This window comes from Micromonospora sp. NPDC005172, from assembly GCF_040608555.1.
GTDB lineage: Bacteria > Actinomycetota > Actinomycetes > Mycobacteriales > Micromonosporaceae > Micromonospora.
Window position 1 is genome coordinate 69,855 of the sequence record NZ_JBEXIL010000024.1, and the last position, 20,277, is coordinate 90,131.

The window sequence follows — 20,277 nt, forward strand, 5'->3', positions numbered from 1 at the left end:
CGAGATGGACAAGTTCACCACCCACACCGGTACGGCCGTGCCACTGCGTCGGTCCAACGTGGACACCGATCAGATCATCCCGGCCGTGTACCTCAAGAGGGTGACCCGCACCGGTTTCGCCGACGGACTGTTCAACGCCTGGCGGGAAGATCCGTCATTCGTGCTCAACGATGAATCCTATTCCGGGGCGTCGATCCTCATCGCCGGACCGGAGTTCGGCACCGGATCATCGCGGGAGCACGCCGTCTGGGCGCTGCGGGACTGGGGCTTCCGTGCTGTCGTGGCCCCGCGCTTCGGTGACATCTTCCGCGGTAACGCACTCAAGGAGGGCCTGCTGCCGGTCGAGTTGGAATTGAAAGCCGTCGAGGAGTTGTGGGATCTCGTCGAAGCCGAGCCGACGACGCCGGTGACCGTCGACCTGACCGCCCGACAGCTCCGGGCAGGGGATGCGACCTGGTCGTTCCCGCTGGACGACTTCAGCCGCTGGCGCCTGTTGGAGGGCCTGGACGACATTGGACTCACCCTCCGACACGCCGCTGACATCGACTCCTACGAGGCGACCCGACAGTCGTTCCTGCCCTCGGTGGCATAGCCGTACGCCCACCCCCACATCGGATTTCGCCCCCACCGGTCCAACCGGTGGGGGCGAATCCGTTACGACACAAGGGCTTTTTTCCGCCGAATGTTTGTGTCCAGGCACTACAGGGCATACGGTGCGCGCAGAATGGCTCGCGTCGAGTCAGTTGCACAATCGGGAGGAAGTCGTGAACAAGGCCGAGCTCATCGAGGCGCTCGCCGTTCGCCTGGGGGACCGGAAGACGGCGACGGCCGCGCTCGACGCGGTCCTCACTGAGGTCCAGGCGGCGGTCACCAAGGGCGAGAAGGTGGCGATCACCGGATTCGGAGCATTCGAAAAGCGTGTGCGTGGCGCACGAACAGCGCGCAACCCGCGTACCGGCGAGGCGGTGAAGGTCAAGAAGACATCCGTCCCGACCTTCCGTCCCGGCGCCGGGTTCAAGGAGATGGTGGCCAGCGGCAAGGTGCCGAAGGCCACGGTGGCGGCGAAGAAGACCGCGACCACCACGGCCAAGGCGACCGGCACCAAGGCCGCCGCCACCAAGGCCACGGCCAAGACGGCCGGCACCAAGGCCACCGCCACCAAGACGGCGAGCAAGAAGACCGCCCCGGCCAAGGCGAGCAAGACCACCACCGCCACCAAGACGGCGGCCAGCAAGAAGACCGCCCCGGCCAAGGCGAGCAAGACCACCACGGCGACCAAGACGGTCGCCAGCAAGAAGACCGCCCCGGCGAAGAAGAGCGTCGCGGCCAAGTCCGCCACGGCGAAGAAGACCACCGCGGCGGCGACGAGCAAGAGCACGGCGGCGAAGAAGGCGCCTGCGAAGAAGGCTCCGGCCAAGAAGGCGGCCAGCAAGCGCTGACCGACGGCCAGCGCAAGGGGCGTCCACCCGCGTGGTGGGCGCCCCTTGCGCGTGCCGGGACCGTTGACCGGGTCGGGTCGTACGCGCAGAATCGCCGTGCCGGTTCCCCCTTCGTGCCGGTCCGTCGACGGGAAGTGGGGCGCCGGTGCGCTACCGCCAGCTCACCACCGGATCGCTCGCGCTGGGCGTCATCCTGCTCATCGACGTGCTGCGGGTCTGGCTACCCGGCATCATCACCATCTTCGGGCAGGCCGCGTCCACTCCTGCCGAGCTGATGGGCGCGTTCGCGCTCGGCTGGTTCGTCCTGGCGCTGGCCGCGCCGGCCCTGGTCCGCCGGGTCGGTGCCCGCCCGGTGACCGTCGTCTCGGCCGTCGCGCTGGCCGTGGCCCGTCTCGCACTCACCGCGACTCCCGGCGGTCGTCCCCAGCTCTGGTTGGCCACCGCGGGTCTGCTGGCCGGGCTGGTGTGGCTGGTCGGCGTCGCCGCCGGCACCGACCGCCCGGTGCCCGGGTTGGCGCTCGGGTTGGCGGTCAACGCCGTCGGTCACGCGCTACTGGACACCTACGATCTCGTCTGGCGTGGCGGCTGGGTGGCGTGGCTGCTCAGCAGCGTCGCGGTGGCGCTGTTCCTGCTCGACGCGGCCCTGCCCGCCGCGCCGCCCGGCCGCGCCGGCGCCCGATCGTGGCTGCTGTTCGGGCCGACGCTGCTGCTGTCCGGCATGGTGGCCCTCGCTCCGGCGCTGGCGCAGGCCGGGATGTCGTACCTGGAAGCGGGTGGGTCTGTCGCCCGCTCACCGCTCTTCGGTCTGGCGCCGGTGCCGGTGGCGGTCGGCGGATTCCTGCTGGCCGCGCTGACGGGCCCGAACCGTCGGTGGGCCCGACCGCTCGGGCCGGCGGCCCTGCTGGCGGGCGCGGTGCTCTTCGCCCTCGACAGTGGCGACCTGCTGGTCGTGGCCATGCTGCTCAGCGCCGTCGGCCTCGGCGCGTGCCTCGCCGTCACCGACGGCGTCGCCGGGCCTGAGACCGCCGCCACCGACGGACCCGACCGGGACCCTGCTGCCCAGGAGGCCGACGACGGCCGGCGGGCGGCGGCCCGCCGGGGTTACGCCGTGGCCGGCGGCATGCTCGTCTTCGTGCTCGGCTCGGTCGGTTACTACTCCGCCTACGACCTCGGCTACCCCAACGCCGCCGTACCGGTGGTGGTGGCCGGGGTGGTCGCCGCCGTGGCCCTGGCGGCCCGTCCCACCCACCTCCGGCTCCCCGGACCGTTGGCACCACTGCCGACCACGGCCGCGGTGACCGTGCTGGCCCTGCTGGCGCCGCTCGTCAACGAGGAACTCCCGGTGGCCAGCAACCGGGAGGGTCCGCCGGAGCGGTTGCGGGTGGTGGCGTACAACGTCCGGATGGGCTTCGGCCTGGACGGCCGGTTCGACCTGACCGCGCTGACCGCCGCGATCCACGGGCAGCGGCCCGACGTGGTGCTTTTGAGCGAGGTGGACCGGGGCTGGCTGCTCAACGGCGGCCACGACACCTTGGACCTGCTGTCCGACCGGCTCGGTATGCCGTACGTCTTCGGGCCGGCCGCCGACCCCGTGTGGGGTGACGCGGTGCTCAGCCGCTGGCCGGTCACCGAGCCGAAGTCCCTGCCGTTGCCGGCAGTCGGGGCGCCCACCGGCGCGCAGGCCCTCGCCGTGACACTCGACCTCGGCGACGGCGTACGTGCCGCAGTGGTGAGCACCCACCTGCAACCACCGCCCGGGCGCGGGCCGGTGGTCCAGGCCCGCGCGGTCGCCGACTTCGCCACGGGGTACGCGGCGGGACGGCCACTCGTCGTGGCAGGCGACCTGAACACCGAACCGGGTGACGAGGCGTTCGGGCAGTTCACGGCGGCGGGCCTGGTGGACGCGTTGGCGGGTTCCCGACCACTGGCGACGAGCCCCGCCGACGACCCCCGGGAGCAGATCGACCACGTCTTCGTCTCACCCGGACTGACGGCGACGGACCCGGTCGCGCCGCGCGGCGAGGCCAGCGATCACCTGCCGGTGGCGGTGACCGTCGCGCTGCCGCCGCGCTGACGCACCCGGCGTCAGCGGAGCCTGATCTCGGTGACCCTGCGCCGCCCAACGCCCCAGCGTGGCGGTCGGCGCGTCACAGGCGGTCGGTGGCGAGCAGTCTGTCCCCGCCGAAGGCGAGCAGCCAGCCGCCGCCCTTCGGGGTGGTGAAATCCTCGTCGGCGCGGCCGGTCAGCCGCTCCAACGCGCCGGGCAGCACCTTGCCCTGGCTGCACACCGCCACCTGCCCGCCGGCGCAGCCCAGCTCCAGCAGCTGGGCGGCGGTGGCCAGCACCCGTTCGTCGCGCTGCTGGCCCGGCTGCGGCTCGTCCAGGTCGCCGCAGACCTCGATGGGCAGGTCGAGCAGCGCGGCGGCAGGGTCGAGCGTCTGCACGCACCGGCGCGCCGAGGCCGACAGCAGCCGGGCCGGCCGGACCACGGCGATCAGCGGGGCCAGCGCGTACGCCTGGGCCCACCCCTCGTCGTCGAGCGGACGGGCGGTGTCCGGCCCGGTCCAGGTGGCCCGTTTGCCGGCGTGCCCGTGCCGCACCAGCGCGACAGTCGCGGTCACCGGTGGCACGGTGGCGAACGCGGCCAGCACCTCGGCGTCGTGCGGGTAGCTGACGAGCCGGATCGCGTCGTCGACGGTCAGCCACCGGATGTCGTCGACCTCGGTGCCCGGCTGGAAACCCCCCTCGGCGACGGCGAGCATCGACCAGTAGTCGACCAGCTTGGCCTGGCCCTCGCTGCGGTAGCGCACCGACGGCAGCCGCACCTGCGGTACGCCGCGCACGTCGGCCTCCTCGGCCACCTCGCGGACCGCCGCGACGAGCGGGTGCTCGCCCGGTTCCAACTTGCCCTTGGGCAGCGTCCAGTCCCCGTAGCGCGGGCGGTGCACGACGCAGACCCGTACGCCGTCGTCGGTCGGCCGCCAGCAGACCCCGCCGGCGGCCCGGATGCCCGTCACGGCAGCCATCTGGTCCGCCGTCGCCGGGTTGCCCGATGCCACGCGTCCGGGAACCGGGCCCGCATCCGGTGGACCGTGTCGCGTTCCCGCTCGGCCAGCCGTCCGGCGGTGACCGCCACCTCGTGGTCGTCCGGCCGCTCGGCGGCGAGGGCGAGCCAGGTCTCGGCGGCCACCGCGGCGTCCTGGTGCTCACCGAGCACGTCCTGCACCCGGGCCAGCGCGCGGGCCAGCCGTCGGGCGTCCTTGCCGACCGCGGGGAGCACGGCGGTGACCGCGTACCGGGCCTGCTTGCCCTCCTTGCGGACGGCGTGCCAGCGGTCGTCGGGCGCGAGGGGGTCGAGACCGTCGACGCCGTCCGGACCGGTGAGCTGCCGCCACGGGCGGGCCACCAGCTTCGGTAGCGTCCGGGCCGCCGGGGTGGCCGCCCGCCGGGTGAGCCGGGGCGCGCGGGCGGCCAGCACCAGCGCGTCCACCAGGGCCAGGTAACGCGGCGAGCGCAGCGCCCCGTCGATGGCGGCGAGCGCCCGTCGCTGCCGCCGCGCGAGAGCGTCGTCGAGCCGGCCGACCGCGTCCATGTCGAGCGGGCTGAGCGGGTCGGCGGTCGCGGTGCGTCGCAGCCGGTCGCGCAGCACCTCGGCGTCGCGCGCCTCCCCGAGCACCCCGGCCAGCCAGCGCAGCTCGTCGCGCAGGGGACGGGCCCAACTCCGTCGTACCAGCGGCCGGAAGGTCCGCAGGTCGCTCCGCAGCCGTCGGCAGGCCACCCGCATCTGGTGTACGGCGCTGTCGCCGCCCTCGGTCGAGCCGCGCAGCCGGACGAGCGGGTCGTGCGTCAGCAGACGGCGTACCTCCTTGCGAACCGCCTCGGTGACCACCGCGCCGGCGCTCGGGTCGTCGGCCAGCCCGCCCGGTGGGACCAGGTCGGGTTCGGCCCGCGCGGCCGCCCCCAACGCCCGTACGTGCTTCGGGGTGAACGCGCCGGCCCGCGCCCCGGCGTCGCGCAGCACCTCGCCGACGCGGCCCAGCAGGTCGCGGTCGCCGGCCTTCAGCTCGGCCTCGACCTCGCGGAACGCGCCCGTGGTGGCACCGGCGTCGTCCAGGACCCGCACCCGGTCGTCCACCACCTCGGCGAGCACCGTGCCGTCCCCGGCGCACACCTCGTGGGCGTGCCGGACGGTACGCACCACCGCGACCGGCGCCAGCGGCGCACCCCGGTGCAGCGCGGTGACCAGCTCGACCAGCTCCGGCGGCGGCTGCCCGGCCGGTCCGGGGCGGGAGATCTCGTGCCGGACGCCGGGGGTGCCGGTGGGCAGCTTCACCGTCCACGGCAGCTCGTCACCGTCGCGGTGGCGCAGGGACGCCCCGGACCGGGCCAGCCGCAGGTCGACAGTGTCGAGATAGCGGGCGACGAGCGTCACGGGCGGCAGCGCCCGGACCCGTCCACCGGTCGGTGCGCTGGCGGACAGGTCGGGCAGCACGAAGGTGTCGTCCACCGCGTACTTCTGCTCCTCCTCCAGCATCAGCTCAGCCTATGCGGTGATCGCTCAGCCGGCCGTGCCACCGACGCGGCGCAGCAGCAGTTCCTGCAGATGCACGCGGGCCGCCTCGTCGCCGCCGGTACGCCGGGTCCAGGTGCCGTCGCCGGCCAGCTCGAACGCGTCGATGTCCGGGCTCATCGCGGCGGTCAGCACGTGGTCCAGCTCGGCCCGGGCGATCGGATCGCTCACCTGCACCAACGCCTCCACCCGCCGGTCCAGGTTGCGGTGCATCAGGTCCGCCGAGCCCATCCAGAACTCCGCCTCGCCGTTGTTGCCGAACCGGAAGATGCGGGAGTGCTCCAGGAAGCGGCCCAGGATCGAGCGGACCCGGATGTTCTCCGACAGGCCCGGCACCCCCGGACGCAGTGTGCACATTCCCCGGATCAGCAGGTCGACGTGGACGCCGGCCTGGGAGGCCCGGTAGAGCGCGTCGGTCACGCCCTCGTCGACCAGCGAATTGACCTTGAACTGGACCAGGCCGGGCATGCCGAGCCGGACGTGCGCGATCTCCCGCTCGATCCGTTCGATGAGCCCGCTGCGGATGCCCTGCGGGGCCACCAGCAGCCGTCGGTAGGCCGTCTGCCGGCTGTAGCCGGTCAGCACGTTGAACAGGTCGGTGAGGTCCGCTCCGATCTCCGGGTCGGCGGTGAGCATGCCGAAGTCCTCGTACAGCCGGGCGGTCTTCGGGTGGTAGTTGCCGGTGCCGATGTGGCAGTACCGGCGGATCTGGTTGCCCTCCTGCCGGACCACCAACGCGGTCTTGCAGTGCGTCTTGAGCCCCACCAGCCCGTACACGACGTGACAGCCGGCGCGTTCCAGGGTGCGGGCCCAGCCGATGTTCGCCACCTCGTCGAAGCGGGCCTTCACCTCCACCAGCACCACCACCTGCTTGCCGGCGGCGGCCGCGTCGACAAGCGCGTCGACGATCGGCGAGTCGCCGCTGGTCCGGTAGAGGGTCTGCTTGATGGCGAGGACGTTCGGGTCGGCCGCGGCCTGCTCGATGAAGCGCTGCACACTCGTCGCGAACGAGTGGTAGGGGTGGTGCACCAGGATGTCCCCGTCCCGCAGCGTGGCGAAGACACTGCGCGGCACCTCACCCTCGGCGAGCCGGGGGTGAGTGGCCGGTACGAACGGCGGGTCCTTCAGGTCCGGGCGGTCGGCCTCGCCGTACACCTGCCAGAGCGCGGAGAGGTCGAGCAGACCGGGTACGCGCAGCACGTCCTGGTCGTCCATGTCCAGCTCGCGGACGAGCAGTTCCAGCATGTGGTCGGAGATCGACGCGGCGACCTCCAACCGGACCGGTGGGCCGAACCGGCGCCGGGCCAGCTCCCGCTCCAGGGCCTGGAGCAGGTCCTCGTCGCGGTCCTCGTCGACCTCCACCTCGGCGTTGCGGGTCACCCGGAACAGGTGGCACTCGACCACCTGCATTCCGCTGAACAGCTGACCGAGATGTACCGAGATCAGGTCCTCGACGGGCAGCATCCGTACGCCCGGCTGGTCCCGGTCGACGCGGACGAAGCGGGGGACGTTGTTGGGCACCTTCACCCGTGCGAACAGCTCGGAACCGCCGTCCGGGTCCCGGACGGCCACCGCCAGGTTCAGCGAACGTCCCGAGATGTACGGGAACGGGTGTGCCGGGTCCACCGCGAGCGGGGTGAGCACCGGGAAGATGTGCTCCCGGAAGTAGGTGCGCAGCCGCTCCCGCTCACCGTCGCCCAGCTCACCCCAGCGCAGGATTCGGATGCGCTCGTCGGCCAGCTTGGGCAGCACGTCGTCGACGAAACAGGCGGCGTGTCGGGCGCCCAGCGCGGCGGTCCGCTCGGCGATCAGATCGAGCTGCGCCCGCAGGGGGAGGCGGTCGCCTCCGCGTACCGGCAGGCCGGCGGAGAGCCGCCGCTTCAGGCCGGCGATCCGCACCATGTAGAACTCGTCCAGGTTGCTGGCGAAGATCGCCAGGAACTTGGCCCGCTCCAGCAGGGGAGTGCGCTGGTCCTCGGCGAGGGCGAGCACCCGGGCGTTGAAGTCGAGCCAGGACAGCTCCCGGTTGAGGAAGCGGTCCTCCGGCAGCGGAGGCGGGGCCGGCGACTCGTCGTCGTCGGCCGCTGATGGCGCGGTCGGCTGCAGGCCGCCGGCCGCCGGGCCGTCCGTCTCGGGGGTCGCCACGGCGGGGTCGAGGACCTCGTCCAACCCGGAGGAGGCTCCGCCGGGGTCGTCGGCCAGCGTGTCGGCGCGGGCGGCGCCGGCCCGTTCGGCCCGGGAGGGACGGAAACGGCCGTCGGTGCCGCGGATGCGGGTGCCGTTGCGTGGGTCGGTGGCGGGTGGGGTGACCGGATGCTCGCGAGGGGTGCTCACCCGCTCATAATCACCCGATTCGAGTTAACGCAAAATGAACTTGGCCCTGCCAGCTCAGTTCATCGTCGGCAATGTCACCCGGACGACCTCGCCGTCGGGATCGGTGTCGATGCGCACCCGCTGACCGAGCCGGAGCAGCCGCAGGCCGGAGGCATCGAACGCCCGCCGGGGAAAACGCAGCTCGGTGCCGTCGTCGAGCAGCAGTACACCGCTGCGTGTCGCCGCGTCGTAGCTGGCCACCGTGCCCTGCATGCTGGCACCGTACACCGGTGGGGTCCGGCCCTGCGGCGCCGTTCCGGCAGCTGGCTCCTCGGGCGGTGGCCGTCAGCCCGTGACGGGCGCCGGTCGGGCGGCGGCGAGCAGCGCGGCGGTGCGTGGTCCCACCCCCAGTCGGGCGGCGGCGGCCAGGTCCTCGGCGGTGTCCACGTCGCGTCGCAGGCTCGGCCAGTCGCCGGTCAGCGGCAGCGCCCCGCTCGCCTCGTGCGCCACCGCCGAGCCGACCCCGAACCGTGGGTCGAGGTCGACGCCCGGCGGCGCGGCGAGCAGCACCGTTCCCGTGCCGGGCGTGTCCGCGACGAACCGACGTACCCCCTCGGGGCCGCGCTGCGTCGCGAGCAGCGCGGCGGCCAGCTCGTCCGGGCGCAGCGCCGGCAGGTCGGCGGTGAGCCCGGCCACCCACCGCGCCGGGGTTTGTGCCGCGCCGTGCCGGAACGCGCCGTTCAGGCCGGCCTCCGGCACGTCGGCGAGCGTCCGCGCCCCGGCGGCCCGCGTCGCCCGCGCCACCCGAGGGTCGTCCGTCACCACCAGAACCTCGGCGACCGCCGGGCAGGCCAGCACCGCACGGAGGGTGTCGGCCGCCAGCGCCAGGGCCAGCTCCTCATGCGGTACGCCGGGCAGCCCGCCCCGCAGCCGACTCTTGGCCTCGGTCAGACGCTTCACCGGCACGACGACGGTCCACCTCGGCTGACTCACGTCCGCAATCCTGCCAGCCGGGCGGCGGGACCCTCGCTGGCCGTACCGGGGGCGAGCAGGCATGATTTCCGCTGCGGGTGTTGCGGGTGGGGCCCCGCGGCGGGGTCGGGGCGCGACGAGGAGGCAACAGTGGCACGGCGAAGGCTGGGGTTCTGGCAACGGTTCGCCGTGGGGCTGGTCAAGCCGGTGATGACCATCTGGACCCGGCGGACCTGGCGCGGCCAGGAGCACCTTGGCGGGGACGGCGGCATCATCATCGTCCCGAACCACATCTCACACGCCGACCCGCTCGTCTCCGCCCACTTCGTCTACGACTCCGGCCGGTGGCCGCAGTTCCTGGGCAAGGCCAGCGTGTTCCGGGTGCCGGTGGTCGGCTGGATCCTGCACCGGTGCCTCCAGATCCCGGTCGAGCGGGGCAGCGTGGAGGCGGTCCGGTCGCTGGACGCGCTGATCGCCGCCCTCGACGCGGGCGGCGCGGTCGTGATCTACCCGGAGGGCACCACCACCCGGCAGCCGGAGCTGTGGCCGATGAAGGCGAAGACCGGTGCCGCCCGGCTGGCGTTGGCCACCGGCGCGCCCGTGGTGCCGGTGGTCATGTGGGGCCCCGAGCGGATCTTCGACCCGCGTACCAGTCGGCTCAACCCGCGCCCCCGGATTCCGGTCACCGTGGTGGCCGGCGAACCGGTCGACCTGAGCCGCTGGGCGGACGCGCCGCCGACGCGGGAGACCCTCGAAGAGATGACGGACGCCATCATGCTGCGGTTGCGGGACATGCTCGCGGAGATCCGTGGCGGCACCCCGCCGCCGCTCTGGGAACGACCGGTCCGCCCGTCCGTCGAGCGGCCTCAGGGCGAAGCGGCATGAGCGGCCACGTCGCCGTCCTGGGCGCCGGCTCCTGGGGCACCGCCTTCGCCAAGATCCTCGCCGACGCTGGGCGGGACGTGACCGTCTGGGCCCGCCGAGCCCCGGTCGCCGAGAGCATCCGCGCCGAGCGGCGCAACCCGGAGTACCTGCCGGACCTGCTGCTGCCGGCCCGGGTCACCGCCACCACCGACGCCGCCGAGGCGATCAGCGGCGCCGAGGTGGTGGTGCTGTCCGTGCCGTCGCAGACCCTGCGCGGCAACCTCGCCGAGTGGGCCGTCCACCTGCACCCGGACTCGACCCTGGTGTCGCTGATGAAGGGCATCGAACTCGGCACCACCAAGCGGATGAGCGAGGTCATCGTGGAGACCGCCGGGGTTGCCGCGGACCGGGTCGTGGTGGTCTCCGGCCCGAACCTGGCCCCGGAGATCGCCGCCGAGCAGCCGGCCGCAACGGTCGTGGCCGGGACGAACGCCGACCGGACCGTGCTCGTGCAGTCGTCGATCCGGACGCCGTACCTGCGCCCGTACACCAACGACGACGTGATCGGCTGCGAGCTGGGCGGCGCGGTCAAGAACGTGATCGCGCTGTCCTACGGCATCGCCACGGCGATGGGCTTCGGCGACAACACCCGGGCCATGTTGATGACCCGGGGGCTGGCCGAGACGGCACGCCTGGGGGTGGCCCTCGGCGCGGACCCGATCACCTTCGCCGGCCTGGCGGGCATGGGGGACCTCGTCGCCTCCTGCTCGTCCCCGCTGGCCCGGAACCGGACCTTCGGCGAGCACCTGGGCCGGGGCGAGACGCTCGAACAGGCCCAGGCCGCCACGCGACAGACCGCCGAGGGCGTCAAGAGCTGCCTCGCGATCCGTGACCTGGCCCGCGCCCACGGGGTGGAGATGCCGATCACCGAGCACGTCGAACGGATCTGCCACGAGGGGATGGACCCGCGCCTCGCCGTCCGGGCGCTGATGAGCCGCACCGCCAAGCCCGAGTCGTACGAGTGAGGATTCGATGAGCGAACTGGGAGACGGCACCCGTTGCGTCCGCGCCGGTCTGCCCGAGCCGGCGCCGGGTGATCCGTTCCTGCCGGGGCCGGTCTTCGCCGCGCCGTACCACCTCGACCCGTGGCAGGGTCAGGGCACGTCGCCGAACGGCTACGGTCGCCCCGACAACCCGACCCGGCGGCTGCTGGAGGCCGCGGTGGGCGAGTTGGAGGGCGGGGACTGCCGCGTCTTCGCCAGTGGCCAGGCGGCCATCACCGGGGCGCTGTTCACCCTGCTGCGGCCGGGGGACACCGTGGTTCTGCCCTCCGACGGGTACTTCCCCGTGCGGGCGTTCGCCACGGCCGTGTTGGAGACGATCGGCGTACGGGTGCTCTTCGTGCCGACCGTGGGGCCGTACCCGTCCTTCGAGGGCGTCCGGCTGGTCCTGGTGGAGACTCCGGCCAACCCCGGCCTGGACGTGGTCGACGTGGCCGCCCTGGCGGAGCGGGCGCACGCCGCCGGTGCCCTGCTCGCGGTCGACAACACCACGGCCACCCCGCTCGGGCAGCGTCCGCTGGACCTCGGCGCCGACCTGGTGGTGGCCTCCGGCACCAAGGCGCTCACCGGCCACTCCGACCTGCTGCTCGGCTACCTGGCCAGCCGGTCGGCCGAGGTGCTGGAGGCGGCGACGCTGTGGCGTACGAGCACCGGCTCGGTTCCCGGCGCGTTCGACGCCTGGCTGGCCCACCGGTCGCTGGCGACACTCGACCTGCGGCTGGCCCGGCAGACCGCGAACGCGGCCGCCGTCGCCGACCTGTTGGCGGCCCGTTCGGACGTCACGGGACTGCGCTGGCCGGGGCTGCCGGGCGACCCCGCGTACGCGGTGGCCTCGACGCAGATGCGCCGGATGCCGGGGGTGCTGTCGTTCGACCTGGGTGACGCCGATCGGGTGGCGCGCTTCATCGACGCCGCCCGGCTGGTTGCGGCCGCCACCTCTTTCGGTGGCCTGCACACCACGGCGGACCGGCGGGCGCAGTGGGGGGACGACACCGCTCCCGGCTTCGTCCGGCTGTCCTGCGGCGCGGAGGACCCGGCCGACCTGGTCGCCGACATCGCCGCCGCGCTGGACGCCAGCGGAGGGGCCTGAGTGGGGTCACCGTCGGTGGACCGTTCCGCCCTGGTGGGCCGGCTGCGCGGCGCGGGCTGCGTGTACGCCGAGGACGAGGCAGAACTTCTGATCACCGCCACCGATGATCCAATGCGACTGGCCGAGCTGACCGACCGACGGGTGGCCGGTGAGCCGCTGGAGTACCTGCTCGGCTGGGCCGAGTTCTGTGGCCTGCGGATCGCCGTCGACGTGGGCGTCTTCGTGCCACGTGGCCGGACGGCGCTGCTGGTCGAGCTGGCGGCCGAGCTGACCGGCCCCGCCCCGGCCGTGGTCGACCTCTGCTGCGGCTCCGGTGCCACCACCGTCGCGCTGGTGCGCCGGCTCGCGCCCCGCTGGCTGGCCGCCGTCGACATCGACCCGGCGGCGGTGGCGTGCGCCCGCCGCAACCTCGCCGGGCTGGCCGCCGAGGTGTACGAGGGTGACCTGTTCGCCCCGCTGCCGGGACACTGGCGGGGGCGACTCGATCTGGTGGTCGCCAACGCCCCGTACGTGCCGACCGACGCGGTGGCCCTGATGCCGTCGGAGGCGCGGCTGCACGAGGCCACGGTGGCGCTCGACGGCGGGCCGGACGGGCTCGCCGTGCTACGCCGCGTGGGCGTCGAGGCGGCAGCCTGGCTGGCTCCGGGCGGGCACCTGATCGTCGAGGCCGGCGAGACGCAGGTGGTCGACCTCTGCCGGTCGTTCGAGGCCGCAGGACTGATCCCTACGGTGCGGGCGGACGAGAACCTCGACGCCACTGCGGTGACAGCTCGCCGCCCGGGTTGAGCTGCCCCCGCTCCGTCGGTGTCGTGGTGGTGCGCGGGATCAGGTCGTCCAGGCGCGCGGTCATGGCGGCGGCGCTGGGTACGCACCTGCTGTTCGCGCCCTTTGCTCTGCTTCAACGGAGGAAACACCGCGCTGTCCGATTACCGGACGTCAGGTGTTTCCCGGGTTGAAGCAGAGCAAAGGGCGACCCGAGCACCCGTGCTCCTCCCCGCCCGGTGGCGCGGTGCGCGGCGGGCGGTGCGGGGCGGCGTGGGGCGGCGTGGGGCGGCGTGGCGGGGGAGCGGGGTTGGCACTAGCCTCGGCTCACACTCATGAGGGCAGGAGGCGGTTGCGGTGGGCAGCGCAGGGGTGCCGGTGGTCGTCGGCCTGGACAACGGTGGCACCAGCAACAACGCCACCGTGCTGACCGTGGACGGCCGATTCCTGGTGGACGGCCTGCTGGAGATCCCCAGCGAGGTGCAGGCCGGCCCGGAGGCGGCGATCGAGGCCCTGGCGCGGGCGTTGGACGGGGCGCTGGCGCAGACCGGTGTCCCGCGTGAGCTGGTCCGTGCGGTCGGGCTGGACACCCCCGGTCCCGCCAGCGCCACCGGCGTCATCTCGTCGCGTGGCTCGACCAACTTCTCCCAGCCGGCCTGGCGAGGCTTCGACGTGCGGGGCGCGTTGGAGCGGCGGCTCGGCCTGCCGGTTACCTACCACAACGACGGCAACGCGGCCGCGCTCTACGCCCACCACGTGTACTTCGGCGACGAGGCGATGACCCGTTCGTCGGTCTCGGCGATCGTCGGCACGGGCCTCGGCGGCGGGGTGGTCGAGGGCGGCAAGGTGATCGCCGGGGCCTCCGGCATGGCCGGGGAACTGGGTCACGTGCACATCCCGCTGGGTGCCCTGATCGGCCCGGGGCAGCCGGAGCCGACCTGTGCCTGTGGCTTCAGCGGCGACGTCGAGAGCGTCGCGTCGCTGACCGGCATCGAGCGCAACCTGCTGCCGTACTGGCTGACCCGTCATCCCGACCATCCCCTCGCGGCCGAGCCGCTGGCACGGGCGGCGAAGCTCGTGCGGGGCTACGGCGAGCGGGGTGACGCGCTGGCCCGGGACCTCTTCACCCAGCAGGCGATGGCGCTGGGTCGCCTGTTCACCCTGGCGGCCAACTTCACCGACCCGCACGCGTACTTCGTCGGTGGTGGGGTGGTGGAAGCCGCGCCGGCGTTCCGGGACTGGTTCCTGGCGACGGTCCGCGAGCACACCGTGCTCCGCGCCGAGCAGGCCGCCGTCGCCACCTTCGCCCTCGTGCCGGACCGCGACATGGCCGGCGCCCGTGGGGTGGCGATCGCCGCCCTGGAGGCGGTACGCGCCGCGCCGGAGCCCCGCCCGCTGATCGCCTGACCGTCGCGCGAACACCGACGACCGCTCTGACCCGCCCGCGCCCCGCGTCCCGGGCTGTGTCAGCCCGGTCGGCGGGGCGCGGGTGTCGTGCGGGAGCGCGGCGGTCAGCGGTGCGGTGGAGCCTGGGCGAAGGCGGCCCAGGCCGCCGGGGGGAACAGCAGGGCCGGGCCGGCCGGGTCCTTGGAGTCGCGGACGGCGACCAGTCGGGGGATCGTGGCCACCTCCACGCAGGCACCCTCGTCGCCGCTGCGGCTGCTCTTGCGCCACGCCGCCGCGGCCAACGCCGCTGTGATAGTCGGTGTCATCGGTCCTACCGTCCCTTCAGGACTGACAGGAGCATCGCCCGGCTGTCCGCCGGACTGAGCGCCACGCTGCGCAGATGCTCCATGATCTTGGTGCAGGTACGCGTCTCGCCCGCCCGGTCGAGGATCATCTGACCGGCGACGGTCTCCACCGACGCGATGATCGGGTCCTCCGGATCGGCGAACTCCAGGATGTGCAGCGAGCCACGGGTGCCCCGGTGGTAGCCGGCGGAGAGCGGAATCACCTGGACGGTGATGTTCGGCAGCTCGGCCATCTTGACGAGGTGCCGCAGTTGGCCCTCCATCACCGACTCGTCGCCGACCGGGCGTAGCAGCGCGCCCTCGTCGATGATCGCGTCGAGGATGGGTGGGGTGTCGGCGGTGAGCCGCTGTTGGCGGTCGAGCCGGACCTTCACCCGCTGCTCCACCAGCTCGTCGCCGAGGGTGTGCGGGCCGCCGCGCATCACTCCGCGGATGTAGTCGGCCGTCTGCAACAGACCGGGCACCACCGACGGCTCGAAGTTGGAGATGGCGGTGGCCTCGGCCTCCAGCGCGATGAAGTCGATGGTGCGCGGGTCGAGCAGGTACGAGTACGACACCCACCAGCCCGGCTTGCGCGCGTCCTTGGCGAGTTGCACCGCTGCGGCCACCTCCTCGGCGTTCGCCCCGTACGAGGTGAGCAGGGCGCGCACGGTGGCCGGGCTGACCAGCGTCTGGGCGTTCTCGTAGCGGGAGAGGGTGCTGCGGGTGCTGTTGATCTCGTCCGCGGCGGTCTCCAGCGTCAGCCCGGCGGCTTCCCGGAACTGGCGTAGGGCGATGCCGAGTCGACGGGCGCGGGCGGTCTTCGGGGCCATGCATCGATGGTCGCACACATTTACGGGAACGGGTACATGAGAGATGGCCGATGAGAGTTGCATTCATGGCTGTAGACGTGTCAATCTGTTATCGCGTCCTCACCGCCGGTTGTCGTGGCGACGGTGGTGGTGAGCGACCGGAGGGGATAGGGCGCGCGGCGATCGGGTTTCTCCCCCGTACCCGATCGCCGCGTGCCGCCCGCGCCAGCCCGCCGGAAGGAGACGACGTGCCTACCGCTTCGAAGTCTCCGCCCCCGCGCCCGGGGGGTCGGCGATGACCCGCTTCCTGGTCGTCCTGACCGACGTGCGGCCCGTCGAGGGCATCGACCGCAACGAGCGGGTCGCCCCCGAGCGCCGCCGCCAGGTCGTCGGCGCGAGCAGCAGGGAGGCCGCCGACCGGATCGCCGGGGCCTTCATGGCGCTGGGCATGGTCCGGGCCGGCCGGCAGCGGGTCAAGGTGATCGCGGTCGGTCGCCGGCACTCACGGGACTGATTCCGACCCTCATCAATCGTCACGCACCGTATATGCTCTGTTGACCGAATGCCGTGTCGGTTCGTGGCTCGCCGGGTATCGCCGCGTCTGATCGCCACGCACAGTAAGGTCAACCGGGTGAGCGCCACCGGCGAGCACGACCAGCCGCAGTCGCGTACGAAGAGGTGACCGGAGTGACCACCCCAGGCAAGACCCGCGTGGCGATCGTCTTCGGCGGCCGCAGCCCGGAACACGGCATCTCCTGCGTCAGCGCCGGCAGCGTGTTCGGCGCCCTCGACCCCGACGAGTACGAGGTGGTGCCGGTGGGCATCACCCGCGCCGGCCAGTGGGTGCTGACCAGCGGTGATCCTGCCCAGCTCGCCATCAACGCCCGCCAGCTCCCGGAGATCACCGCCGACTCCGGCGCGGACATCGTGCTACGCGCCGACCCCACCGGGAACGGGCTCATGGTGCTCGACCCGACCGAGGGTCCGCGGGCGCTGGCCGACGTGGACGTGGTCTTCCCGGTGCTGCACGGCACGTACGGCGAGGACGGCACCATCCAGGGCATGCTGGAGATGGCCGGCATCCCCTACGTGGGCGCGAACGTGTTCGCCTCCGCCGCGGCGATGGACAAGGAGTTCACCAAGAAGCTCTGCGCGATCGAGGGCATCCCGGTCGGCTCGTACGCGGTGCTGCGCAACGGCATGACGCTCAGCGAGCAGGACAAGAAGCGGCTCGGCCTGCCGGTCTTCGTGAAGCCGTCCCGCGCCGGCTCCTCGTTCGGCATCACCCGGGTGACCGACTGGGCCCAGCTGGACGAGGCGGTCGCCACCGCCCGGCAGTTCGACCCCAAGGTCATCATCGAGGCCGCGATCATCGGTCGCGAGGTCGAGTGCGGTGTGCTGGAGGGTGAGGCGGGCGGCACCCCCGAGGCGTCCGTGCTGGCCGAGGTGCGCGTCGTCGCCGACCACGACTTCTACGACTTCGAGGCCAAGTACCTCGACGACTCCTGCGAGTACGACATCCCGGCCGGCCTGCCGGACAAGGTGACCCGCCAGGTGCAGGAGTACGCCGTCCGCGCGTTCACCGCGCTGGACTGCGCCGGTCTGGCCCGGGCCGACTTCTTCGTCACTCCCGAACTGGACATCTACCTCAACGAGGTCAACACGATGCCCGGGTTCACCCCGACGTCGATGTTCCCCCGGATGTGGGCGGCCTCCGGCCTGGAGTACCCCAAGCTGGTCAACCGGTTGATCCGTACCGCCCAGCGGCGCGGCGTCGGCCTGCACTGAGCCGCCGCCCTCGACGCGTGACCCGTGTGGCGGGTCACGCGTCGTCGCGTCAGCCCTTGCAACCGGCGGGGACGGCACCGCCCGAGGGCACCGAGGCCACGATGGCGCTGGAGATCGGGGCGGCCCACTGCAGCGGCTGCGTGTAGGAGCGCGGGATGCGGACGGTCACCGGAGTCTCCCGGTCGACGGTGGTGAGCACTGTCACGTCCGTCTCCTCGACGGGGTGCCAGCAGACCCGGTTGACCATCCAGACCTCGTCGGTGGCCGGGACGGTCGGCTCGGTGCCTCCGCAGGCCAGGGTGAGCGCGGGGTCGCCGTAGGCGGCGTTCTGCTCCGGGCCCGCCGTGACCGGACGTTGGGTCAGGTCACGGATGGTCTGCGGCAGCTGGGAGAGCAGCGCGCGGCAGACCGTGGCCGGACGTCCGGCCAGTGCCGGCGCGGCCATCTCGACCGGAGCGCTGGACTGCGCCCGGGTGGTGCTCGCCGAAGGGCTCGGGGCGGCGGCCGGCGTCTCCGGGGCGAGCTTGGTGAAGGCCAGCACAGCCACCAGAAGGGTGATCGGCAACGCGATCACCGTGGCCAGCAGTGCCGCTCCCCGGATGGTCCGGTCCCGGCCGGCCGGCGCGTCGACGATCGGATCGGTGTCGGCGTGGGTACCGTCAGCCGGCTCGTGCGACTCGTCCGCCGGTTCCCGCTTCCTGCCGTCGTCGTCCAGAGCAGCCGAGGGGGTCGTCATCTCGTCCACTTACAGCCGCACCACCGAACACGTGAGGGTGCGGGTGATGCCGGGCACCATCTGCACCTTGCTGACGATGAGTTTGCCGAGCTCGTCGACGGTGTTCGCCTCGGTGAGGACGACCACGTCGTACGGTCCGGTGACGGCGTCGACGCGTACCACGCCGGCGATGTCCGCGATGAGACCCGCCACGTCGCGTGCGCGGCCGACCTCGGTCTGGATGAGGATGTACGCCTGTACCACGACTCGACCTCCGTCCGTCGCCGCCCGGAGGCGGCCCGAAGGGTGAAACTACCTTACGGACCAGGTCCGATCCCTATCGGTGGTCAAGGAGCAGCGGTGAGCGAGCGCGGCGGTGCCGGGCAGAACGGGTCGAACGTCGGCGGTGGTGCCAGCGTGGCCGGGATCGGCGAGTTCGGGCTGATCGGGCGGGTGACCGCCCGCCTGTCGATGGGCCCGACGACAGTGCTCGGGCCGGGTGACGACGCGGCGGTGGTGGCCGCGCCGGACGGCCGGGTGGTCGCCTGCACGGACGTGCTCGTCGACGGACGGCACTTCCGGCGGGACTGGGGGTCGGCGCGCGACGTGGGTCACCGGGCCGCCGCGGCCAACCTGGCCGACGTCGCGGCGATGGGCGCCGTCCCGACCGCTCTGCTGGTCGCCCTCTGCATGCCCGCCGACCTGGAGACGAGCTGGGCCGAGGAGCTGGCCGACGGGCTGGCCGCGGAGGCCGCCACGGTCGGCGCGAGCGTGGTCGGTGGGGACATGTCGTCGAGTCCCACCCTGACCATCGCGGTCACCGCGCTGGGCGACCTCGGCGGCCGGGCGCCCGTGGTGCGTTCCGGCGCCCGTCCCGGCGACGTGCTGGTCCTGGCGGGTCGCATCGGGTACGCGGCGGCCGGGTTGACCGTGCTCAGCCGGGGCTTCCGCACTCCGCGGCTGCTGGTCGAGGCGTACCGCCGGCCGCAGGTCCCGTACCCGGCCGGGCCGCAGGCCGCCCAGCTCGGCGCGACCTCGATGATCGACGTCTCGGACGGGCTCCTCGCCGACCTCGGGCACGTGGCGCGGGCCAGCGGTGTGGCGATCGACGTACGCCGTGACGCGTTCGAGGTGCCCCGGCAGATGGCCGACGCCGCGCAGGCGTTGGGCGTCGACCCGTACACCTGGCTCCTGGCGGGTGGCGAGGACCACGCGCTGGCCGCGACCTTTCCCCCGACGGTGGCGTTGCCGCCGCCGTGGCGTCCCGTCGGCGTGGTGACCGAGGGTGTCGGGGTGACCGTCGACGGCGGTGCCTACGACGGGCCCCGGGGCTGGGACCACTTCCGATAGGGCCGCGCGACGGCCGTACCCTGGACACCGTGAGTGAGATCGAGATCCGGCTGGTGCGGTTCGACGCGCCGGTGGCACAGCAGTTGATCAAGGCCACGCTGGCCGACCTGGCGGTCCGCTACGGCGGCACCGGCGATGACACCCCGGTCGCCGCGAGTGAGTTCGAGCCACCGGACGGCGCGTTCCTCGTCGCCTACCTGGCCGGTGAGCCGGTCGGCTGCGGTGGCTGGCGCAGTCACGGTGACGACACCGCCGAGTTGAAGCGGATGTACACCGCCCCGGCGGCCCGTGGGCGCGGCGTGGCACGCACGGTGCTCGCGGCCGTCGAGCGTTCCGCCCGCGAGCACGGCCGCAAGCGGATGGTCCTGGAGTGCGGGGACAGGCAGCCCGAGGCGATCGCCATGTACGCGTCCGCCGGTTATGACCGAATCCCGAACTTTGGCTTCTACAAGGACGCGGAGGGCTGCGTCTCCTTCGGCCGCACACTCTGAGCGGCCCGAGCACGGACACGACAGAGCCGGCGGGCCGCAGGGGCCCGCCGGCTGAGCCGAACGAGAAGAGTTGGCGCTACCGCGTCAGGCGCGGGTGACCTTGCCGGCCTTGATGCACGAGGTGCAGACCTGCAGCTTCTTGGTGTTACCGCCACCGGCCGGGGTGCGCACCGACTGGATGTTCGGGTTCCAGCGGCGGTTGGTCTTCTTCTTGGACCAGGGCACGTTGTGGCCGAAGCCCGGCCCCTTGCCACAGACGTCGCACACGCTAGCCACGGGATACTCCTGGGATTGAAACGTTCATGAGGTCGCCGGCAGAG

General features: G+C 73.0%; 22 protein-coding genes. 12 read left to right on the forward strand and 10 right to left on the reverse strand.

Features of this window, described 5'->3' with window-relative positions; all coding sequences use genetic code 11:
- The first annotated feature begins 4 nt into the window (after positions 1–4).
- The 3 genes from leuD to ABZV06_RS18245 all read left to right on the forward strand — a co-directional run bounded on the left by leuD (position 5) and on the right by ABZV06_RS18245 (position 3,513).
- On the forward strand, positions 5–592 hold the full coding sequence (gene leuD, locus ABZV06_RS18235) for a 3-isopropylmalate dehydratase small subunit (RefSeq protein ID WP_355232981.1): 588 nt from the start codon (positions 5–7) through the stop codon (positions 590–592).
- Between the two features lie 172 nt (positions 593–764).
- Positions 765–1,439 (forward strand): HU family DNA-binding protein, encoded by a 675-nt coding sequence (locus tag ABZV06_RS18240; RefSeq protein WP_355232982.1) that lies wholly within the window; start codon positions 765–767, stop codon positions 1,437–1,439.
- A 145-nt stretch (positions 1,440–1,584) separates the two neighbouring features.
- Positions 1,585–3,513 (forward strand): endonuclease/exonuclease/phosphatase family protein, encoded by a 1,929-nt coding sequence (locus ABZV06_RS18245; RefSeq protein ID WP_355622735.1) that lies wholly within the window; start codon positions 1,585–1,587, stop codon positions 3,511–3,513.
- 73 nt (positions 3,514–3,586) lie between these two features.
- On the opposite strand, the gene ABZV06_RS18250 is transcribed toward ABZV06_RS18245, so the two are convergent.
- The 5 genes from ABZV06_RS18250 to cofC form a co-directional block, all read right to left on the reverse strand.
- Positions 3,587–4,465 carry an NUDIX hydrolase gene (locus ABZV06_RS18250; RefSeq protein WP_355232984.1) on the reverse strand — a complete coding sequence of 293 codons (879 nt, stop codon included), beginning with the start codon at positions 4,463–4,465 and terminating at the stop codon, positions 3,587–3,589.
- Positions 4,453–5,973, reverse strand: a complete 1,521-nt coding sequence (locus ABZV06_RS18255; protein ID WP_355622738.1) for a CYTH and CHAD domain-containing protein — start codon at positions 5,971–5,973, stop codon at positions 4,453–4,455. The genes ABZV06_RS18250 and ABZV06_RS18255 overlap by 13 nt, the downstream gene beginning before the upstream one ends.
- Before the next feature lie 24 nt (positions 5,974–5,997).
- Positions 5,998–8,343 (reverse strand): RNA degradosome polyphosphate kinase, encoded by a 2,346-nt coding sequence (locus tag ABZV06_RS18260; RefSeq protein WP_355622741.1) that lies wholly within the window; start codon positions 8,341–8,343, stop codon positions 5,998–6,000.
- 54 nt (positions 8,344–8,397) lie between these two features.
- Positions 8,398–8,595, reverse strand: a complete 198-nt coding sequence (locus ABZV06_RS18265) for a cold-shock protein (protein WP_355232987.1) — start codon at positions 8,593–8,595, stop codon at positions 8,398–8,400.
- Positions 8,596–8,667: 72 nt separating this feature from the next.
- Positions 8,668–9,315: a 2-phospho-L-lactate guanylyltransferase gene (cofC, locus tag ABZV06_RS18270; RefSeq protein ID WP_355622743.1), complete on the reverse strand. Its 648-nt coding sequence runs from the start codon at positions 9,313–9,315 to the stop codon at positions 8,668–8,670.
- A gap of 129 nt (positions 9,316–9,444) precedes the next feature.
- Between cofC and ABZV06_RS18275 the strand changes: the two genes are divergently transcribed.
- The 5 genes from ABZV06_RS18275 (at position 9,445) to ABZV06_RS18295 (ending at position 14,478) form a co-directional block, all read left to right on the forward strand.
- Complete coding sequence (locus tag ABZV06_RS18275; protein WP_355232989.1) at positions 9,445–10,179, forward strand: lysophospholipid acyltransferase family protein; 735 nt, start codon at positions 9,445–9,447, stop codon at positions 10,177–10,179.
- Positions 10,176–11,183 (forward strand): NAD(P)H-dependent glycerol-3-phosphate dehydrogenase, encoded by a 1,008-nt coding sequence (locus tag ABZV06_RS18280; protein ID WP_355232990.1) that lies wholly within the window; start codon positions 10,176–10,178, stop codon positions 11,181–11,183. The genes ABZV06_RS18275 and ABZV06_RS18280 overlap by 4 nt, the downstream gene beginning before the upstream one ends.
- Before the next feature lie 7 nt (positions 11,184–11,190).
- Positions 11,191–12,309, forward strand: coding sequence for a cystathionine gamma-lyase (locus tag ABZV06_RS18285; RefSeq protein ID WP_355232991.1), 1,119 nt, complete (start codon positions 11,191–11,193; stop codon positions 12,307–12,309).
- Between the two features lie 15 nt (positions 12,310–12,324).
- Positions 12,325–13,095 (forward strand): putative protein N(5)-glutamine methyltransferase, encoded by a 771-nt coding sequence (locus ABZV06_RS18290; protein WP_355622746.1) that lies wholly within the window; start codon positions 12,325–12,327, stop codon positions 13,093–13,095.
- 333 nt (positions 13,096–13,428) lie between these two features.
- Positions 13,429–14,478 (forward strand): ROK family protein, encoded by a 1,050-nt coding sequence (locus ABZV06_RS18295; protein WP_355622749.1) that lies wholly within the window; start codon positions 13,429–13,431, stop codon positions 14,476–14,478.
- Positions 14,479–14,582: 104 nt separating this feature from the next.
- Here ABZV06_RS18295 and ABZV06_RS18300 read toward each other — a convergent pair whose 3' ends face one another.
- Together ABZV06_RS18300 and ABZV06_RS18305 are read right to left on the reverse strand one after the other, a co-directional pair.
- Positions 14,583–14,783, reverse strand: coding sequence for a DUF397 domain-containing protein (locus ABZV06_RS18300; protein ID WP_355232994.1), 201 nt, complete (start codon positions 14,781–14,783; stop codon positions 14,583–14,585).
- Between the two features lie 5 nt (positions 14,784–14,788).
- A complete protein-coding gene (locus tag ABZV06_RS18305) occupies positions 14,789–15,634 on the reverse strand; it encodes a helix-turn-helix transcriptional regulator (RefSeq protein WP_355232995.1) in 846 nt (281 codons plus the stop codon).
- 274 nt (positions 15,635–15,908) lie between these two features.
- Between ABZV06_RS18305 and ABZV06_RS18310 the strand changes: the two genes are divergently transcribed.
- Both ABZV06_RS18310 and ABZV06_RS18315 read left to right on the forward strand, forming a co-directional pair.
- A complete protein-coding gene (locus ABZV06_RS18310; protein ID WP_088946586.1) occupies positions 15,909–16,127 on the forward strand; it encodes a hypothetical protein in 219 nt (72 codons plus the stop codon).
- Positions 16,128–16,300: 173 nt separating this feature from the next.
- Positions 16,301–17,401, forward strand: a complete 1,101-nt coding sequence (locus ABZV06_RS18315) for a D-alanine--D-alanine ligase family protein (RefSeq protein ID WP_355232996.1) — start codon at positions 16,301–16,303, stop codon at positions 17,399–17,401.
- Positions 17,402–17,450: 49 nt separating this feature from the next.
- Here ABZV06_RS18315 and ABZV06_RS18320 read toward each other — a convergent pair whose 3' ends face one another.
- Both ABZV06_RS18320 and ABZV06_RS18325 read right to left on the reverse strand, forming a co-directional pair.
- Positions 17,451–18,146: a DUF3515 family protein gene (locus ABZV06_RS18320; RefSeq protein WP_355232997.1), complete on the reverse strand. Its 696-nt coding sequence runs from the start codon at positions 18,144–18,146 to the stop codon at positions 17,451–17,453.
- Positions 18,147–18,380, reverse strand: a complete 234-nt coding sequence (locus ABZV06_RS18325) for an Lrp/AsnC ligand binding domain-containing protein (RefSeq protein WP_007456453.1) — start codon at positions 18,378–18,380, stop codon at positions 18,147–18,149. It lies immediately after the preceding gene.
- A 96-nt stretch (positions 18,381–18,476) separates the two neighbouring features.
- Here ABZV06_RS18325 and ABZV06_RS18330 point away from each other — a divergent pair, with 96 nt between their 5' ends.
- Positions 18,477–19,466: a thiamine-phosphate kinase gene (locus ABZV06_RS18330; protein ID WP_355622752.1), complete on the forward strand. Its 990-nt coding sequence runs from the start codon at positions 18,477–18,479 to the stop codon at positions 19,464–19,466.
- A 29-nt stretch (positions 19,467–19,495) separates the two neighbouring features.
- Complete coding sequence (locus tag ABZV06_RS18335; protein ID WP_355232999.1) at positions 19,496–19,957, forward strand: GNAT family N-acetyltransferase; 462 nt, start codon at positions 19,496–19,498, stop codon at positions 19,955–19,957.
- Positions 19,958–20,041: 84 nt separating this feature from the next.
- Here the strand turns inward: ABZV06_RS18335 and rpmB are convergent, their stop codons facing one another.
- Positions 20,042–20,233: a 50S ribosomal protein L28 gene (rpmB, locus tag ABZV06_RS18340; RefSeq protein ID WP_091671657.1), complete on the reverse strand. Its 192-nt coding sequence runs from the start codon at positions 20,231–20,233 to the stop codon at positions 20,042–20,044.
- Positions 20,234–20,277 lie beyond the last annotated feature (44 nt).

Bases quoted from the DNA above. Each gene is read 5' to 3' on its own strand.
- leuD (WP_355232981.1), top strand. From the start codon at position 5: ATGGACAAGTTCACCACCCACACCGGTACGGCCGTGCCACTGCGTCGG.
- ABZV06_RS18250 (WP_355232984.1), bottom strand. From the start codon at position 4,465: ATGGCTGCCGTGACGGGCATCCGGGCCGCCGGCGGGGTCTGCTGGCGG.
- ABZV06_RS18255 (WP_355622738.1), bottom strand. From the start codon at position 5,973: ATGCTGGAGGAGGAGCAGAAGTACGCGGTGGACGACACCTTCGTGCTG.
- ABZV06_RS18265 (WP_355232987.1), bottom strand. From the start codon at position 8,595: ATGCAGGGCACGGTGGCCAGCTACGACGCGGCGACACGCAGCGGTGTA.
- ABZV06_RS18280 (WP_355232990.1), top strand. From the start codon at position 10,176: ATGAGCGGCCACGTCGCCGTCCTGGGCGCCGGCTCCTGGGGCACCGCC.
- ABZV06_RS18285 (WP_355232991.1), top strand. From the start codon at position 11,191: ATGAGCGAACTGGGAGACGGCACCCGTTGCGTCCGCGCCGGTCTGCCC.
- ABZV06_RS18300 (WP_355232994.1), bottom strand. From the start codon at position 14,783: ATGACACCGACTATCACAGCGGCGTTGGCCGCGGCGGCGTGGCGCAAG.
- ABZV06_RS18305 (WP_355232995.1), bottom strand. From the start codon at position 15,634: ATGGCCCCGAAGACCGCCCGCGCCCGTCGACTCGGCATCGCCCTACGC.
- ABZV06_RS18310 (WP_088946586.1), top strand. From the start codon at position 15,909: ATGACCCGCTTCCTGGTCGTCCTGACCGACGTGCGGCCCGTCGAGGGC.